Source organism: Knoellia locipacati, assembly GCF_044791685.1.
GTDB lineage: Bacteria > Actinomycetota > Actinomycetes > Actinomycetales > Dermatophilaceae > Knoellia > Knoellia locipacati_A.
In genome coordinates, this window is the sequence record NZ_CP087730.1 from 2,916,466 (window position 1) to 2,933,146 (window position 16,681).

16 protein-coding genes are annotated in these 16,681 nt (G+C 70.0%); 12 read left to right on the top strand and 4 right to left on the bottom strand.

The annotated features are described in order from the left end of the window. A complete protein-coding gene (locus tag LL946_RS13640) occupies positions 1-2,046 on the bottom strand; it encodes an alpha-1,4-glucan--maltose-1-phosphate maltosyltransferase (RefSeq protein ID WP_404381514.1) in 2,046 nt (681 codons plus the stop codon). Between the two features lie 111 nt (positions 2,047-2,157). On the opposite strand from LL946_RS13640, the gene glgP reads away from it, so the two are divergent. Then, positions 2,158-4,758 carry an alpha-glucan family phosphorylase gene (glgP, locus tag LL946_RS13645; RefSeq protein ID WP_404381516.1) on the top strand — a complete coding sequence of 867 codons (2,601 nt, stop codon included), beginning with the start codon at positions 2,158-2,160 and terminating at the stop codon, positions 4,756-4,758. A 142-nt stretch (positions 4,759-4,900) separates the two neighbouring features. Here the strand turns inward: glgP and LL946_RS13650 are convergent, their stop codons facing one another. Genes LL946_RS13650 through LL946_RS13660 form a run of 3 tightly spaced genes read right to left on the bottom strand, consistent with a single transcriptional unit; the run spans position 4,901 to position 8,779 of the window. Further along, complete coding sequence (locus LL946_RS13650; RefSeq protein WP_404381518.1) at positions 4,901-5,494, bottom strand: hypothetical protein; 594 nt, start codon at positions 5,492-5,494, stop codon at positions 4,901-4,903. A 10-nt stretch (positions 5,495-5,504) separates the two neighbouring features. Further along, positions 5,505-6,518, bottom strand: a complete 1,014-nt coding sequence (locus tag LL946_RS13655; protein WP_404381520.1) for a TAXI family TRAP transporter solute-binding subunit — start codon at positions 6,516-6,518, stop codon at positions 5,505-5,507. Further along, positions 6,515-8,779, bottom strand: coding sequence for a TRAP transporter permease (locus LL946_RS13660; RefSeq protein ID WP_404381522.1), 2,265 nt, complete (start codon positions 8,777-8,779; stop codon positions 6,515-6,517). Before LL946_RS13660 ends, LL946_RS13655 begins: the two co-directional genes overlap by 4 nt. A 258-nt stretch (positions 8,780-9,037) precedes the next feature. Here LL946_RS13660 and LL946_RS13665 point away from each other — a divergent pair, with 258 nt between their 5' ends. From LL946_RS13665 to LL946_RS13715, 11 genes are all read left to right on the top strand, one after another. Then, the gene (locus LL946_RS13665; RefSeq protein ID WP_404381524.1) at positions 9,038-10,267 is read left to right on the top strand and encodes a CpaF family protein; all 1,230 of its coding nucleotides are present in this window, start codon (positions 9,038-9,040) and stop codon (positions 10,265-10,267) included. Continuing rightward, positions 10,264-11,133, top strand: a complete 870-nt coding sequence (locus LL946_RS13670) for a type II secretion system F family protein (protein WP_404381526.1) — start codon at positions 10,264-10,266, stop codon at positions 11,131-11,133. The genes LL946_RS13665 and LL946_RS13670 overlap by 4 nt, the downstream gene beginning before the upstream one ends. Further along, positions 11,130-12,062 (top strand): type II secretion system F family protein, encoded by a 933-nt coding sequence (locus LL946_RS13675; RefSeq protein WP_404381528.1) that lies wholly within the window; start codon positions 11,130-11,132, stop codon positions 12,060-12,062. The genes LL946_RS13670 and LL946_RS13675 overlap by 4 nt, the downstream gene beginning before the upstream one ends. Positions 12,063-12,083: 21 nt before the next feature. Beyond that, positions 12,084-12,293 (top strand): hypothetical protein, encoded by a 210-nt coding sequence (locus LL946_RS13680; protein ID WP_404381530.1) that lies wholly within the window; start codon positions 12,084-12,086, stop codon positions 12,291-12,293. 1 nt (position 12,294) lies between these two features. Further along, on the top strand, positions 12,295-12,684 hold the full coding sequence (locus LL946_RS13685) for a TadE family protein (protein WP_404381532.1): 390 nt from the start codon (positions 12,295-12,297) through the stop codon (positions 12,682-12,684). Positions 12,685-12,707: 23 nt separating this feature from the next. After that, positions 12,708-13,133: a TadE family protein gene (locus LL946_RS13690; protein WP_404381534.1), complete on the top strand. Its 426-nt coding sequence runs from the start codon at positions 12,708-12,710 to the stop codon at positions 13,131-13,133. Positions 13,134-13,204: 71 nt separating this feature from the next. After that, positions 13,205-13,609 (top strand): pilus assembly protein TadG-related protein, encoded by a 405-nt coding sequence (locus tag LL946_RS13695; protein ID WP_404381536.1) that lies wholly within the window; start codon positions 13,205-13,207, stop codon positions 13,607-13,609. A gap of 67 nt (positions 13,610-13,676) precedes the next feature. Then, positions 13,677-14,324, top strand: a complete 648-nt coding sequence (locus LL946_RS13700; RefSeq protein WP_404381538.1) for a Pr6Pr family membrane protein — start codon at positions 13,677-13,679, stop codon at positions 14,322-14,324. A gap of 162 nt (positions 14,325-14,486) precedes the next feature. After that, on the top strand, positions 14,487-14,900 hold the full coding sequence (locus LL946_RS13705; protein ID WP_404381540.1) for a hypothetical protein: 414 nt from the start codon (positions 14,487-14,489) through the stop codon (positions 14,898-14,900). Between the two features lie 132 nt (positions 14,901-15,032). Beyond that, complete coding sequence (gene prfB, locus LL946_RS13710; RefSeq protein WP_404381542.1) at positions 15,033-16,145, top strand: peptide chain release factor 2; 1,113 nt, start codon at positions 15,033-15,035, stop codon at positions 16,143-16,145. Positions 16,146-16,183: 38 nt separating this feature from the next. After that, entirely contained in the window at positions 16,184-16,660 is a 477-nt protein-coding gene (locus tag LL946_RS13715; RefSeq protein WP_404381544.1) for a TY-Chap domain-containing protein, read from the top strand. Positions 16,661-16,681: the final 21 nt, after the last annotated feature.

Sequence of the window (16,681 nt, forward strand, 5' to 3'; positions counted from 1 at the left end):
TCAGTACCTCTTCAGCTCGATGATGTGGACCGGCTCGTGGTCCGGCCCGAGATGGACCATGTTCTCGCGCAGGAAGTCCCACCACTGGTCGGTGATGAGGTCGTGCGCGCGGAATCCCTCGTCCGGGTGGAGCCCGAGGGAGGGCATGTCGAAGACGACGCGGCTCCAGCGGGTGCTGTGCGGGTCGAGGTTGGCGATGACGATGACGACGTCCTCGCGCTCGGGGGCGCCCGTCGTCGGCTCGGCCGGGACCACTCGGCGCTTGCTGAACGCCATGATGTTCTCGTCGTCGACGTGGTGGAACGTGATGTTGCGCAGCCAGTGCAGCGCCGGGTGACCACGGCGGATCTCGTTGAGCCGACGGAGGTACCACGCCAGGGACTGGCCCTCGCGCGCGCCGCCGGGCTCGAAGTCCTCCCAGGGCCGGTTCTTGTACTGGTACTTCTCGTTGTCGATCTGCTCCTCGGCGCCGGGACGCGCCACGTGCTCCATGAGCTCGTAGCCGGCGTAGATGCCGTAGGTCGGGACGAGGGTGCCGGCCAGGGCGGCACGCAGCTTCCACGCCGCCGGCCCGCCGAACTGCATGTAGGGCGTGAGGATGTCGTGGGTGGTCGGCCAGAAGCTCGGTCGCATGTAGTGCGCCGTCTCGGTGGCCAGCTCCTCGACGTACTCCTGGAGCTCGGGCTTGGTGTTGCGCCACGCGTAGTAGGTGTAGCTCTGCTGGAACCCGACCTTGGCGAGCGAGCGCATCATCGCCGGCTTCGTGAACGCCTCGGACAGCCAGATGATCTCGGGGTGGTCGCGCGCGACGTCCTGGATGAGCCACTGCCAGAACTCGACCGGCTTGGTGTGCGGGTTGTCGACGCGGAAGAGCGTGACGCCGTGGTCGATCCAGACCTGGACCATCCGGCGCATCTCCGCGTAGGCGCCCGCTGGGTCGTTGTCGAAGTTGAGCGGGTAGATGTCCTGGTACTTCTTCGGCGGGTTCTCGGCGAAGGCGATCGTGCCGTCGGCGCGGGTCGTGAACCACTCGGGGTGCTCCTGGACCCACGGGTGGTCGGGGGAGCACTGCAGCGCGATGTCCATGGCGACCTCGAGCCCGAGCCGCCGCGCCTCGGCGACGAAGGCGTCGAAGTCCTCGAACGTGCCGAGGTCGGGGTGGATGGCGTCGTGCCCGCCGTCGGGGGAGCCGATGGCGTAGGGGCTGCCCGGGTCCTCGGGGCCGGCGTCGAGGGTGTTGTTCGGGCCCTTCTTGGCGGCCTGGCCGATCGGGTGGATCGGGGTGAGGTAGATGACGTCGAAGCCCATGCCGGCGACGGCGGTGAGCCGCTTGGCGGCCGTGCGCAGGGTGCCGGAGCGCCACGTGTGGGTCTCCTCGTCGTAGAGCGCACCCTCGCTCCGGGGGAAGAACTCGTACCAGGCGCCGGTCAGTGCGAGCTCACGCTCGACGAGCAGCGGGTATGCCGTGCTCGGGCTGACCATGTCGCGCACCGGGGTGCCGGCCAGCTCGTCGTGGACCGGCCCGTGCGTCACCGCCGACAGGCGGACCTGCGGGGGGCGGTCCTCGTCACGCAGTGCGGTGAGGCCGCCCTCGATGACGGCGCGTCCGGCGGCGGTGCGCCCCTCGGACCCGAGCGCGCGCGCCAGGAGCTGGGCGCCCTCGGCGAGCATGAGGTCGGTGTCGACGTCGGCCTGGATCTTGATCGTGGCGTCGTGCTCCCACGTGCCGAACGGGTCCGACCAGCCCTCGATCCGGAATGTCCACATGCCGGGACGATCGGCGGACACGACGGCCTCCCAGGCGTTGAGCCCGGGGTTGGTGCAGATCATCGGGGAGGGGTGGTCGACGCCGTCGGGGTCGGTGAGGACGACGGACGCACCGACGGCGTCGTGACCCTCGCGCACGACCGTCGCGGTGACGAGGAACTGCTCTCCCACCACGCATTTCGTGGGTCGCGCGCCTCCGTCGACGAGTGGCGTCACATCGAGAACGGGGATTCGGCCGATGGGGGACTGGGGAGGAGTGCTCAGCGGCGTTGCGGTCACAGGCCGACGCTATCGTCCCGCTGCCCTCGTGCACGAGTTGTCGGTCCCTGTCGTGGACTGGGCTGGGTAAACGTTTCCATCACGAGCCCTCGTGACTTAGGGTGACGCCTCGTGAAGGCCATCCGCCGCTTCAGCGTGCGCCCCGTCCTGCCCGCCCGCATCGCCGCGTTGGGCGACCTCGCGATGAACCTGCGCTGGAGCTGGCACCCGCCGCTGCGCGACCTCTTCGAGAGCATCAACCCCGAGCGGTGGGCCTCCGTCGGCGCCGACCCGGTGGCCATGCTCTCGGCGACGACTGTCGAGGAGCTCGACGCCCTCGCGGCCGACGACGGCTTCGTGGCGCGCGTCGACGAGGCCAAGCAGGCCCTCGACCGCTACCTCGGGGACGACCGCTGGTACCAGCAGTGGGCCGCCGAGCAGGGCGACGCCGGTGCACCGTCGGCCATAGCCTACTTCAGCCCCGAGTACGGCATCGCCGCGGCCCTGCCGCAGTACTCCGGTGGCCTCGGCATCCTCGCCGGCGACCACCTCAAGTCGGCCTCCGACATCGGCGTGCCGATCGTCGGCGTCGGCCTGTTCTACAAGACCGGCTACTTCCGCCAGAGCTTCAACCGCGACGGCTGGCAGCAGGAGGACTACCCGGTCCTCGACCCAGACGGCCTGCCGCTGTCGCTCCTGCGCGAGGAGGACGGCACCCCGAGCCACATCGTCCTCAACCTCCCGGGCGGCCGCGAGCTGCGGGCCCAGGTGTGGCGTGCTCAGGTCGGGCGGGTCCCGCTCCTGCTCCTCGACTCCGACGTCACCGGCAACGACGACGCGGCCCGCGCGGTCACCGAGCGCCTCTACGGCGGCGGCGGCGAGCAGCGGCTCCAGCAGGAGATGCTCCTCGGCATCGGCGGCGTTCGCGCCCTGCGCCTGTGGTCGCGGCTCAGCGGTGCGCCCACGCCGGACGTCTACCACTCCAACGAGGGCCACGCCGGCTTCCTCGCGGTTGAGCGGATCAGCGAGCTCGTGACCGACGAGGGCCTCGGCTTCGACGACGCGCTCGAGGCCGTCCGTGCCGCGACCGTCTTCACGACGCACACGCCCGTGCCCGCCGGCATCGACCGGTTCGAGCGCCGTCTCATCGAGATCTACTTCGGCGGCGACCTCGCACCCGCCGGTGTGCCGATCGACAGCCTGCTCGCGCTCGGTGCCGAGACCTACGAGGGCGGGGACCCCGCGGTCTTCAACATGGCCGTCCTCGGCCTGCGCATCGCCCAGCGAGCCAACGGCGTCTCGCAGCTCCACGGTGTCGTGAGCCGCGACATGTTCGACGGGCTGTGGCCGGGCTTCGACGCCGACGAGGTGCCGATCACGAGCATCACCAACGGTGTCCACGGTCCGACGTGGGTGGACCGCAAGGTCTACGAGCTGGCCGACCGCCACTCCGACACTGTCAACATCGACACGACCGTCCTCGACAGCACCGAGTCCTGGAACGCCATGGCCGACCTGCCGCGTGACGAGGTCTGGGCCACGAAGCGTGAGCTGCGCGAGCAGCTCGTGCGCGAGGCGCGGGCCCGGATGCGTGCGTCGTGGATCAAGCGGGGCGCGTCCTCGGCCGAGCTCGGCTGGACCGACTCGATCCTCGACCCCGACATCCTGACCATCGGCTTCGCCCGGCGTGTCCCGACCTACAAGCGCCTCACGCTCATGCTGCGCGACCCGGCCCGCCTCAAGAGGCTGCTGCTCGACCCCGAGCGCCCCATCCAGATCGTCATCGCGGGCAAGTCGCACCCGGCCGACGAGACCGGCAAGCAGCTCATCCAGCAGATGATCAAGTTCACGGACGACCCCGAGGTGCGCCACCGCATCGCGTTCCTCCCGAACTACGACATCGCGATGGCCCAGCACCTCTACCCGGGCTGCGACGTCTGGCTCAACAACCCGCTCCGTCCGTTCGAGGCGTCGGGCACGTCGGGCATGAAGGCCGCGCTCAACGGCGCCCTCAACCTCTCGATCCTCGACGGGTGGTGGGACGAGTGGTTCGACGGCAACAACGGCTGGGCGATCCCGACCGCCGACGGCGTCGAGGACCCCGACCGGCGTGACGACATCGAGGCGGCCGCGCTCTACGACCTCATCGAGAACCAGGTAGCACCGCGGTTCTACGACGTCGACGAGGACAAGCTCCCGCAGAACTGGCTCGCGATGGTCATGCACACCGTGTCGACCCTCGGGCCCAAGGTTCGTGCGAGCCGGATGGTGCGCGAGTACACCGAGCGCCTCTACGTCCCGGCGGCACGCTCCGGCTGGGCCCTGCGCGAGGGTGACTTCGCCGGTGCACGGGACCTCGCGGCATACAAGTCGAAGATCCGCGGGGGCTGGGACAAGGTCCACGTCGACCACGTCGAGTCCTCCGGGCTCGGTGACAGCCCGCAGATCGGCGAGACGCTGCACGTCGGTGCCTACGTGTCGCTCGGCGAGCTGTCGCCCGACGAGGTCGAGGTGCAGGTCGCGTACGGCCGCACCAACCACCGTGGCGACGAGCTGCACGACGTGACGACGATGCCGCTCCAGCACTCGGAGACCTACGAGCAGGGGCGCCACCAGTTCTCCGGTGAGCTCACCCTCAAGACGAGCGGCGCGTTCGGCTACACCGTGCGCGTGGTCCCGAAGCACCCCGGTCTGGCGTCACCGGCGAGCCTCGGCCTGGTCGCCACCGCCTGACCCCCACCGTCTTCCCCTCCTACCGGCCGCCGCATGATCGGGTGACCCGATAAAGGGGCGCTTCACCCGGATTGCCAACTCCGGTGAGGCGCCCCTTTGTCGGGTCGAGTCCGGCCTCGGTCGGGCCGGGCGGCCACCGTGCTCACCAGAGGAAGCGCGGCAGCATCCAGAGGACGAAGCCGACCACGACGGGCAGGGCCACGGCCACCGAGCCGTGCTTGCGCACCGGCTCGTGTCCCGACCAGCCGGTCGAGCGGCGCATCCGCAGGGCCACGACGACGAGCCCGGCGCCGAGGCCGAGAGCCATGAGCCCGAGCCCGACCCGCTGGAGCACTCCGTAGGTCCCGGTCCACGTCGTGGCGAGCCGCTCGCCCCCGGCCTCGAGCCCGACGACGTCGCCATCGGGCTGCGAGAGCATGACGCCCCGGGTGACCTCGGCGTCGCGGAGCCGGCTGGAGGCGCGGTCGGGCAGGGACACCTCGCGGGCGCGCCCTGACGCCGGTTCGAGCTCCCACTCGTCGCCGGCCTGGCGCCGTGAGTAGCGGGGCCCGTCGAAGGTCACGTCGGTGCGGACGACGCACATCCCACGGACCTCACCACCACACGCCCGGCCCTCTGCGACGACGCCTCCCCACCGAGCGGCGCCGACGGCGTTGAGGGCCGTCAGGAGACCGATGACGAGGAGGACGACGCCGAGCGGGAGCAGCACCAAGGGCCGGGCGAAGACCTTGCCCACGGAGCCGCGCTCAGCCGAGGGAGTCCAGAGCCTTCTGCGAGCCGGGGTGCAGCTCGACGGGTGCGGACTCCTTCGCCGTCGCCGGGTCGAGGTCCTTGGCTGCCGGGTGCACCTTCTCGAGGTCTGCCTTCTTGTCGAAGAGCACCTTGGTCAGGGCGCACGCGTTGGCGTCGGACATGTCCGAGCGGACGAGCAGAAGGTTGGGCACGACGATCGTCTTGGCGTCGGCCGCCGTCTTGTAGGTCGCGGCGGGGATGACGTCCTCGGCGTAGACCTCGTTGACCTCCTTGAGCTTCGGCAGCAGGGGGGTGATGTCGACGAACTGCACCTGATCCTTCATCGCCGTCATGAGGTCGGTGATGCCGCCCGTGGGCAGGCCGCCGGACCACACGAGCCCGTCGATGCTGCCGTCCTTCATGGCGTCGACCGTCTTGGTGAGGTCGAGCCGCTGCGCCTGCACGTCCTTGGCCGGGTCGAGCCCCGCAGCCTTAATGAGCCGGTTGGCCATGACCTCGGTGCCCGACTTCGGCGACCCTGTGGAGATACGCTTGCCCTTGAAGTCCTCGACCTTGGTGATGCCGGACTTCTTGGAGACGACGACCTGGGTGTAGTTCGAGTAGATCCGCGCGAGCGCCTTGACGTCGGCCTGCTTACCCTCGAACGCGCCCTTGCCGGTGACGGCGTCGGCGGCGGTGTCGGCGAGCGAGAACGCGATGTCGTACTTCTTGTCGACGAGCTGCTGGATGTTCTGCACCGACGCCCCGGTCTCGGCCGCGGTCGCCTTGAGCTCGGTGTTGGCGCTGATCACCTGGGCGAGTCCACCGCCGAGGGCGTAGTAGACGCCCGTGCTGTTGCCCGTCGCGATGGTGATCTGCCCGGCGCTCGCGGTGCAGCCGTCACCCCCCGCCGAGCCGCTCGCCGCGGTGTCGCTCGTGCGGTCCTGCTTGCCACCGCACCCCGCGAGGGCGAGCGCGGCCGTGGCGGCGACCGCGACGACGGATGTGCGAACTCTGTTGCGACTCATGCTTTTTCCTCCAGTGTTGTGGTGCGTGCGTCAGCTGTGGGCGTATGCCGTGGGCTCGCCTTCGTGAACCACGCGAGGGCCACGGCGGCGACGAGGAAGACGAGGCCGACCCCGATCGAGAACGGCTGCAGGTAGAGCAGGAGGCCGGCGGCAGGGATGCAGAGGGCCCGGACGACGGGCTTGACGGGACCGAAGAGCCAGCCACCGGTGACGAGCGCGAGGGCGGCGACGGCGAGCATCGACACGAGCGTCGTCCAGATGATCGACAGGACGTCGCCCTGCATGAGCAGGTGCGAGCCGTTGTCGGTGATGACGAACGCGAGCGGGGCGAGGAAGGCCGGGAGGGTGTACTTCCACGCGTGCCACATCGTCTTGATGGCGTCGCCGCCGGTGATGGCCGACGCGGCGACGGCGGCGAGGGCGGTCGGCGGGGACACCTCGGAGAGGACGGCGTAGTAGAAGATGAACATCGCCGTCTCGGGGGCGCTGACGCCGAGGGTCTGCAGTGCGGGGCCGATGACGACCCACGCAATGATGAACGACGCGGTGACCGGGACGGCGAGGCCGAGCACGGCGATGGCAACGGCTGCGAAGACGGCGGTGAGGACGAGGACCCCGGTCTCGTTGCTCGTGATCGCCTGCGCCGCCGAGACGAGCATCGAGGCCAGCGACTGCCCGATGCCGGTCTTGACGATGACCGAGGTGATGATGCCGGCCGCGGCGCAGACGGACGCGACGGGCAGGACCGAACGCACACCCATGGCGAGACCGCGATAGAGCTCCACGGCATACAGGCGCATGGCCTCGGGGAGCGGGCAGCGCTCGGCGTCGGGGTCGAGCGGGTCGCGACCGGAGACGAGGCGCTCGACGAGACCGAAGAGCGCGGCGACCGCGGTCGCGTAGACGACCGCCTTGAACGGCGGGATGCCCAGTGCGAGGAAGGCGACGATGACGAAGAGCGAGAGGAAGTGGTAGCCGAACCGCAGGAGCAGCTGGAGGGCGCTGCGGGTGGCGATGTGGACCTCGTGGGCGCCGAACTTCCGGGCGTCCATCTCCACGGCGAGGATGATCCCGAGGTAGTAGAGGAGCGTCGGGACAGTGGCCCAGAAGAGGACCTGGAGGTAGTTGACCCCGAGGTACTCGGCGATGATGAACGCCGCCGCGCCGAGGGTCGGGGGCGAGAGGATCGCGCCGATACCGGCCGCGGCGAGCATGCCGCCGGCGGCCTCGCGGGGGTAGCCGGCCTTCTTGAGGATCGGCCACGAGACCGACCCGAGGCTCACGGCGGTTGCGGTGCCCGAGCCGCTGACGGTGCCGAGGAGGAAGCCACTCAGGGCGACGGTGCGGCCCGGTGCCGACGAGCTCTTGCGGAACGCGGCGAACGAGATGTCGATGAAGAAGCGGCTTGCCCCGGTCGCCTCGAGGACGGCGCCGTAGATCGTGAAGAGGACGATGTACGTCGCGGCCACGTCGAGGGGGATGCCGAAGAAGCCGGACGCGTCGTTGTAGAAGCCGTTGATGATGTCGCCGAAGTTCATGCCCGCGTGGCTGAGGGTCCACGAGACAGGAAGGAAGCCGCCGTAGTAGGCGAAGGCGAAGAACACGGCGCAGACGATGGGCAGGACGAGGCCGGTGGTGCGCCGGCAGGCCTCGAGGATGAGGAGCATGAGGAGGGTGCCCATGGCGACGTCGACCGCGCCGAGCGAGCCCTGGCGGTCGAGGAAGGCGTTGAAGCCGCCACCGCCGTCGCCGATGGTGAACGGCTGCACGGGGTAGAGGCAGACGATGAGCGCGAGGGCTGCAAGGGCCCAGTCGAGGATGCCCGGGTTGTCGTCGCCCTGGCTGCCGTCGGGCTGGGTGGTGCGGGTGCGTGCTCCGCGGCGGCGGGTCGCGCGGTAGCAGACGAAGACCAGCGGCAGAACGGCCGCGAGGAAGAGGATGAGGTAGTACTGCCCGCCCTGCCGCAGCGGCGAGAACACCTGGTAGAGCACGAACATCGACACCGCGAAGCAGACTGCGGTGAGCACGTGGTCGAGCCGGGGGGAGAGGCGGCGGCCGGGGCGCTCCTCGTCGTACTCGCCGATGAGCTCGTCGACGTTGGCCGTGCGTTCGGTCGTGAGAGCCGGGTCGTCGGCGTCCTCGCGAGCGTTTGGGTCCTCGCGGTCCTCGCGGTCCTTGAGGTTTCTCGGGTCGCTGGGGTCCGGTGGCACGGTCCGTTCGACGCCGTCGCCGGACCGTGTGACCTCCGTTGGTCGACCCATGCCTTCAAACCCTAGTCATCTCGATCGCGCTTGGGTGGCGTGGCGACGGCTCGATGTGTCCAACGGTTCTCGAGTGGTGGGGGTTCACGCGGCTGGCTACCCTCTGTCTGGGATGCGCTCGGGGGAGCTGTGGAAAACTCTCCGGCCCTCGTGGCGGGTTCTGCTTCCATGGCTGCTGCCGAGGTCGTCGGCATCAGGTGGAGACCAGCGCGTGGGTCGGGGTGGCCGGCGCGTTTCAGAGGAGGAAGGGGGCCGGGGATGGATGCCGTGCGCACCGTCGAGGTGGAAGTTCGTGAGCTCATCCGGCGATCGGGGCTCGACCCCGCCCGCGACCCCAAGGCCGTCCAGCGACTCGTGCGCGACGCCGTCGCCGACTACGACCAGCGTTCGATGCACGGCGGCATGCCGGTCCTCAGCGACGTGAACAAGGCCGAGAAGTCGGTGTGGGACACCGTCGCCGGCTTCGGTCCGTTGCAGCAGTACTTCGACGACCCGACCGTCGAGGAGATCTGGATCAACGAGCCCACTCGGGTGTTCATCGCCCGCGGTGGCGTGCCGGAGCTGACGACCACGCTCCTGACGAGCGACGAGGTGCGCGACCTCGTCGAGCGGATGCTCAAGTCCTCCGGGCGGCGCGTCGACCTCTCCAGCCCGTTCGTCGACGCGGTGCTTCCCGACGGATCGCGCCTGCACGTCGTCATCCCCGACATCACCCGCGAGCACTGGCACGTCAACGTCCGCAAGTTCATCGTCAAGGCCGACAACCTCGACGACCTCGTCCGCCTCGGCACGATGACCCGCCAGGCGGCGACGTTCCTCGAGGCCGCGGTCGCCTCCGGTCTCAACGTGCTCGTGGCTGGCGGAACCCAAGCAGGCAAGACGACCATGCTCAACTGCCTGGCGGCGGCCATCCCGGCGCGTGAGCGGGTCGTCACCTGTGAAGAGGTCTTCGAGCTCAAGATCCCGCTGCGTGACGTCGCGTCGATGCAGTGCCGCCAGCCCTCGCTCGAGGGCACGGGCGAGGTGCCGTTGCGCCGACTCGTCAAGGAGGCGCTGCGCATGCGCCCCTCGAGGATCATCGTCGGTGAGGTGCGTCAGGCCGAGAGTCTCGACCTGCTCATCGCCCTCAACAGCGGACTACCCGGCATGTGCACGATCCATGCCAACAGCGCGCGTGAGGCGATCACCAAGATGTGCACCCTGCCCCTGCTCGCAGGTGAGAACGTCGGGTCCCGCTTCGTCGTGCCGACGGTCGCAGGCTCGATCGACATCGTCGTGCACGCGGCGTTGGAACGCGACGGGACGAGGCGCGTCCGCGAGATCGCCGCGGTGCCGGGCCGGGTCGAGGGCGACGTCGTCGAGATCGCCGACCTCTTCGTCCAGCGTGGTGGCGAGCTCGTGCGGGCCGACGGCTACCCGCCACACCGAGACCGCTTCGAGCGCGCCGGCTACGACCTGCCCGCTCTGCTCGCTCAGGCGCCGGCGTGACCGGGATCGCCCTTGGCCTCCTGTTCGGCACCGGGCTGTTCTGCATCTGGTGGAGCTTCTGGGTGCGCGAGGTGGACCCGGACCGGCAGCCGGAGCCGCCTGCGCTCATCCGCCGCCTGCGGGACGACCTCGTGCAAGCCGGCTACCCGACGATCACTCCGCGCACGCTCCTCGTCGGCTGCTCGGCAGCGCTCCTGCTCGTCTTCCTCTTCGTGTATGCCGTGGTCGGCGTTCCGGCGATCGCGTTCTGCTTCGCTCTCATGGCGGCGTGGGCGCCGTACGCGTTGGTGCGGATGCGCGCCCGCCAGCGACGCAACCGGCTCCGTGACCTGTGGCCCGACGCCGTCGACAACATCACCTCGGCGGTGCGGGCGGGCATGTCGCTCCCGGAGGCGGTGTCGCAGCTCGGGGTGCGCGGACCCGAGGAGCTGCGACCGGCATTCCAGGCGTTCGCGCAGGACTACCGCATCACGGGCCGGTTCCACGACTGCCTCGACCGGCTCAAGGAGCGCCTGAGCGACCCCGTCGGGGACCGGCTCATAGAGTCCCTGCGGATCGCCCGCGAGGTCGGCGGCAGCGACCTCGGTCGGCTGCTGCGAACCCTGTCGGTCTTCCTGCGTGAGGACTCACGCACTCGGTCCGAGCTCGAGACGCGCCAGTCGTGGACGGTCAGCGCCGCGCGCCTCGCGGTCGCCGCTCCCTGGATCGTCCTCGCGATGCTGTCCACGCGGCCCGAGTCGGTCCAGGCGTACTCCTCGGCGACAGGGGCGATGGTGCTCCTCGGCGGCGCGGTCGTCACCGGTGTCGCCTACTGGCTCATGCTGCGCATCGGCCGCCTGCCCGAGGACGAACGGGTGCTGCGATGACCGACCTCGCGCGCTCGGGTGCCGTGCTCGGCCTGCTGACGGGTCTCGGCCTGCTGCTGGTCTGGCGCGGCCTGCCGCGGCATCGACAGGCTGGACTCGCTGGCCGGGTTCTTCCCTACCTCAAGGACACGCCGCGGCCCTCGAACCTCCTCACGAACGACACGCCGGCCAAGGGGGTCGTCGCCACGCTCTTCGCGCCGCTCGTCGGTGAGCTCGGCGGGCACGTCGAGCGACTCATGGGCGGCGCCGCATCGGTGCGCCAGCGGCTGTTGCGGGCCGGTCTCGCGCCGGACGTCGAACGGTTCCGGGCCCAGCAGGTGATCTGGGGTGTCAGCGGCGGTTCACTGATGTTGGCGCTCGGGACGCTCTCGGCGCTGACTCGCGGGTCGAGCCCGGTCCTCGTCGTGCTGCTCACCGGCATCGGCGCCGTCTCCGGGTTTGCAGGAGCCGACTGGTTCCTCAGCCACCGTGCCACCAGGCGCGAGCAGCGGATGCTCGCTGAGTTCCCCACCGTGGCCGAGCTGCTCGCTCTGGCCGTCGGCGCGGGCGAGGGCGCAGTGGGTGCGCTCGAACGGGTCTGCCGCCTCTCACGCGGGGAGCTCTCCGACGAGCTGCGCCGGTGCCTCGCCGATGCGCGAGCCGGTGCCAGCCTGCCGGTCGCCCTGCAGGGGCTCGCCGACCGGACCGGCCTGATGAGCCTCACCCGGTTCGTCGACGGCATCGTCATCGCCGTTGAGCGCGGCACCCCGCTCGCCGACGTCCTGCGGGCCCAGGCCCAGGACGTGCGCGAGGAGGGACGACGCCTCGTCATGGAGGCCGGGGGCAAGAAGGAGATTCTCATGATGGTGCCCGTCGTCTTTCTCGTGCTCCCCGTGACAGTCCTGTTCGCCGTGTTCCCCGGCTTCTCGTTCCTCAACTTCACGATGTGACACCTTCCGAAAGGCATGGCCATGCACACGATCACTCGATCTCTCGTCCGGGCACAGCTGGCGGCCCAAGACCTTGTCGACGGGGCCGTTCGGCGCCGCGAACGCGGTGACGTCCCGGGCTGGGTCCTCATCACCCTGATGACGGCGGGGCTCGTGGCGGTCATCTGGACGGTCGCCGAGGACCAGCTCCAGGCGATGTTCCAGCGCGCGATGAGCAGCGTCGGACGGTGACGTGAGCCGGTTCGCCCGTCGCGGCGAGCGCGGGTCGGCCGTGGCGGAGTTCGTCATGGTCTCGGGGCTCGTCGTGTTCCTTTTCCTGGCGGTGTTCCAGCTCGGGCTCGTCCTGCACATCCGCAACACCCTCATCTCGTGCGCGAGCGAGGGCGCCCGACTGGGAGCCCGGGCGGACGCCGACCCGGGCCTGGGCGCCGGGCGGACCCGCGAGCTCATCGCGGCCTCGTTGTCCGACGCCTATGCCGAGGACGTCACGGTCGGCACCCACACGGTCGGGGGAGTGCAGGTCGTCGAGGTCCACGTGCGAGCACCGTTCCCGGTCATCGGGTTGCTCGGCCCGGATGGTCGGTTCGACGTCACCGGCCGTGCGTTCCTGGAGCGACAGTGAGCTGGCGGGCGCGGTGGACGCGCGTGCGAGGTGAGGAGGGGAGCGCGATCGTCGAGTTCGTCTTCCTCGGGGTCCTCATGATGGTGCCGTTGGTCTACCTCGTGATGTCGTTGGCTCGGGTCCAGGCGGGCTCGTATGCCGTGACCACGGCAGCGCGTGAGGCGGGCCGGGCCTTCGTCACCGCAGCGGCGGGCGAGGACGCCGCGGCTCGGGCCAGGGCAGCGTCGGAGGTCGCGTTCGGTGACCAAGGCTTCGGGGGGATGGGCTCGCTCGACATCACCTGCTCGACCTCGCCCTGCCTGACCCCCGACGCCCGCGTCGAGACCACGACCCGCGTCACCGTGCCGCTGCCGCTCATCCCGGCCTTCGCCCGTGACGTCGTGCCGCTGGAGATCCCGCTCACCGCGAGCCACCTCTCGACGGTCGACCGCTTCCGGGGCGCACCATGAGTACCCGGCTTGCTCCCGGACCGATCCCACTGCGGCACAGCGGGCCTCGGCGCGACGAGGAAGGCCGAGTCATGCTCCTCATCCTCGTCCTGACGATGGTCTGCACCCTGCTCGTCACCGGGGTCGTCGCCGTGACCTCGGTGCACCTGTCGCGGATGCAGCTGCTCGACGTGGCAGACGGCGCGGCGCTGGCGGCTGCGAACGCACTGGACGACACGGCATACCAAAGGGGTGTCGGCGACGCGGTCCCGCTGAGCGACACCACCGTCCGCGAGGCCGCGGCCGACTATGTCGCGAGGCGACCCGTGCCCCAGACCATGGTGACGTGGGGGCTCGGCGCCGACAGCGGCACGCCCGACGGCGAGCTCGCCGTCGTCCAGATGTCCTGCGTCGCGAAGGTCCCCCTGGTGGGGTGGCTGCTCGGTGACGGCGTCACGATCACCGTCGCGTCGAGAGCTCGGGCCGACCTCGACTGACTGGAGGGCTCGCTCACATTCGACGTGGTTGCGGGCTCCGGCGCCGGCAGGGGGCCATGATGAGCCGGTGGACACCGCGCGGCTGGCCCGCTCCTGGCACATCCTCACCGCCGTCGTTGCGTGGGCAGCGCTGCTGCTCCAGCTCGTCCTCGTGGTGCGTGGGGGAGTGGTCCTCGACGAGGTCACGCCGCCTGCGCTCGGCACCCGGCTCGTCCGGTTCATCTCCTACTTCACGGTGCTCACCAACCTGCTCGTGGCCCTCACCACGACCTCGTTGGCGCTCGGCCAGAACGCCTACCCGACGTGGTGGAAGGTGTTGCGGCTCAACGCGATCGTCGGCATCACCGTGACCGGACTCGTGCACTGGTTCCTGCTCCGGCCGCTGCTCGACCTGAGCGGCGCCGACTACGTCGCCGACAAGCTGCTTCACGTCGTCGTCCCGGTGCTCGCGGTGGTCGGCTGGCTCGCGTTCGGTCCGCGGGGCAGGGCGGAGAGCCGGCTGCTGCTGCCTTCGCTGGTCTACCCGGTCGCGTGGCTCGCCTACACGCTGGTCCGCGGCGCCTCGGCCGGCTGGTACCCGTACCCGTTCCTCGACGTCGGGCTCCACGGATACCCCCAGGCGCTGCTCGCCTGCGCGGGCGTGGCCGTCCTCCTTCTGGCGCTCACCCGGGGCGCCGTCGTCCTCGACCGGACGCTCCCTGGTCGAAAGCAATAGCCCGTCCGGGCGAGCGAAAGTTCATCCGCTCGTGTCACCGGATTCGGCACCATTCCCCGGACAGCCGGCAGGGCCGAGGAGAACACTCAGCCGACAGGAGCTCTGTCGGATACGCAGGTGGCGCTCCCGTCACCACGGCGGTGCTCCAGAAGGGGATCCGTCATGCATCACTTCGCCTCACGCCTGGTCAAGTCCGTCGCGCTGACCGCAGCCCTCGGCCTGGCCACCGCCACCACCGCCGCTGCCCACGAGTGCTTCAACGCGAACCGCTCCGAGCAGGGCAACACGATGGCCGGCTCGAAGTCCCAGGCCTGGTTCACCCTCGTGGTGGCCGACATCATCGCCGAGGAGGTGGCGGACGGCATGTACGACGCGGCAGCGGGCGAGTGTGTGCTCGCCGAGCTCGCGGAGAGCGGAGTCCCCGAGTCCTTCACGATCAAGATCCGCGCAGGCAAGGACGGGGTGATCGGTGGCGGCAACGTCGACGACGGCCGCGGCATCGACCACATCTTCCCGGCCTACGGCGGTGCCATCCTCGGTGCCTACGACACCTGCGGAGTCGAGTTCGAGATGTGACCAGCGGGGACGGTGCCGGGTGGCCGGAGCAGGGTCGGCCACCCGGGACCACCCCTCGGGCGCGGCCGGACGAGGGTGCCGACGGCTGCGCGCGGTGAGCGCACGGCATACGGGCACGTAGGCTTGGCTCTCGTGGCCACCGACTTCCAGCAAGAGATCAAGGACCTGCGCACGACGATGACGTCCGTGCGTGACGTCACCGACCTGACCGCGCTCCAGGCGCGCATCGACGACCTCGAGACGCAGGTCGCGGCCCCCGACCTCTGGGACGACCAGGAGAAGGCGCAGGCCGTCACCTCCGCGCTCTCCCGCGCCAAGTCCGAGTACGAGCGGGTCACCGGCATGGACACCCTCGTCGACGACCTCGAGGCCCTCGTCGAGATGGGCCAGGAGGAGAACGACGCCGAGACCCTCGCCGAGGCCGAGAAGGAGCTCGTCAAGGTCAAGAAGGCCGTCGGCGAGCTCGAGGTCCGCACCCTGCTCAGCGGTGAGTGGGACGAGCGCGAGGCCGTCGTGACGATCCGCTCCGGCGCCGGTGGCGTCGACGCCGCCGACTTCGCCGAGATGCTCATGCGCATGTACCTGCGCTGGGCCGAGCGCCACGGCTACCCGACCAAGGTCATGGACACGTCCTACGCCGAGGAGGCCGGCATCAAGTCCGCGACCTTCGAGGTCAACGTGCCGTACGCCTTCGGCAACCTCTCGGTCGAGGGCGGCACCCACCGCCTCGTCAGAATCAGCCCGTTCGACAACCAGGGCCGTCGCCAGACGAGCTTCGCCGCCGTCGAGGTCATCCCGCTCATCGAGGGGACCGACAGCATCGAGATCCCCGACAACGACCTCAAGATCGACGTGTTCCGCTCTTCCGGCCCCGGTGGCCAGTCGGTCAACACGACCGACTCGGCCGTGCGCATGACGCACATCCCGACCGGCACGGTCGTCTCGATGCAGAACGAGAAGTCCCAGATCCAGAACCGCGCCGCCGCCCTGCGCGTCATGCAGTCGAGGCTGCTCCTCCTCAAGCGCGCCGAGGAGGCCGCCGTCCGCAAGGACATGGCCGGTGACGTCAAGGCGTCGTGGGGCGACCAGATGCGGTCCTACGTCCTCAACCCGTACCAGATGGTCAAGGACCTCCGGACCGAGTTCGAGACGGGCAACCCGTCTGCGGTCTTCGACGGCGACATCGACGGCTTCATCGAGGCCGGTATCCGCTGGCAGATCGCCGAGCGCAAGGCCGAGGCCTGAGTTCCCCTGCGGGACAGCGCGATTCAGGACGAACAGACATGACGTATGCCGTGCAGCTCCCTTCCGAGGGGCCGGACGACTGGGCTGCCTGGTCGCGTGACCTCGCGGCCCGGATCCGCTCGCTCGACGACGGCGAGGACGTGACCATCACGGTCCCGGAGCTCGCCCGGCCGCACCAGGTGCGCAAGGCCCGGGCGTTCGGCCTCATCCCTGCCCGCTACGAGGACGTCGAGCCGTGGGTGCGGGTGCGCCGCGACGAGCACCACGCCGTGGTCGAGATGGTCGGCAGTGAGGACTTCGGTGGCCTGTTCTTCTTCACCGAGCCCGAGGACGCCGCCCTGGAGGCCCTCGGATGGCGCCGTCCCGGTCCGATCTCCATGGAGGAGAGGGTCTGGAACCGGTGGTACCCCGACGACGTGACCGACACGGCATACCTGCCGAAGGACGACGCGCTCGCCGCTGCCGACCTCGTGACCCGCACCCTGCGCGACATCCTCTACTCCGCCCAGCGCTGAGCGGGACGAGCGCACACGCGC

Coding starts and splice junctions, on each gene's coding strand:
- LL946_RS13680 (WP_404381530.1), top strand. CDS start 12,084: ATGCACACGATCACTCGATCTCTCGTCCGGGCACAGCTGGCGGCCCAA.
- LL946_RS13665 (WP_404381524.1), top strand. CDS start 9,038: ATGGATGCCGTGCGCACCGTCGAGGTGGAAGTTCGTGAGCTCATCCGG.
- LL946_RS13675 (WP_404381528.1), top strand. CDS start 11,130: ATGACCGACCTCGCGCGCTCGGGTGCCGTGCTCGGCCTGCTGACGGGT.
- LL946_RS13655 (WP_404381520.1), bottom strand. CDS start 6,518: ATGAGTCGCAACAGAGTTCGCACATCCGTCGTCGCGGTCGCCGCCACG.
- LL946_RS13705 (WP_404381540.1), top strand. CDS start 14,487: ATGCATCACTTCGCCTCACGCCTGGTCAAGTCCGTCGCGCTGACCGCA.
- LL946_RS13695 (WP_404381536.1), top strand. CDS start 13,205: ATGCTCCTCATCCTCGTCCTGACGATGGTCTGCACCCTGCTCGTCACC.
- LL946_RS13660 (WP_404381522.1), bottom strand. CDS start 8,779: ATGGGTCGACCAACGGAGGTCACACGGTCCGGCGACGGCGTCGAACGG.
- LL946_RS13715 (WP_404381544.1), top strand. CDS start 16,184: ATGACGTATGCCGTGCAGCTCCCTTCCGAGGGGCCGGACGACTGGGCT.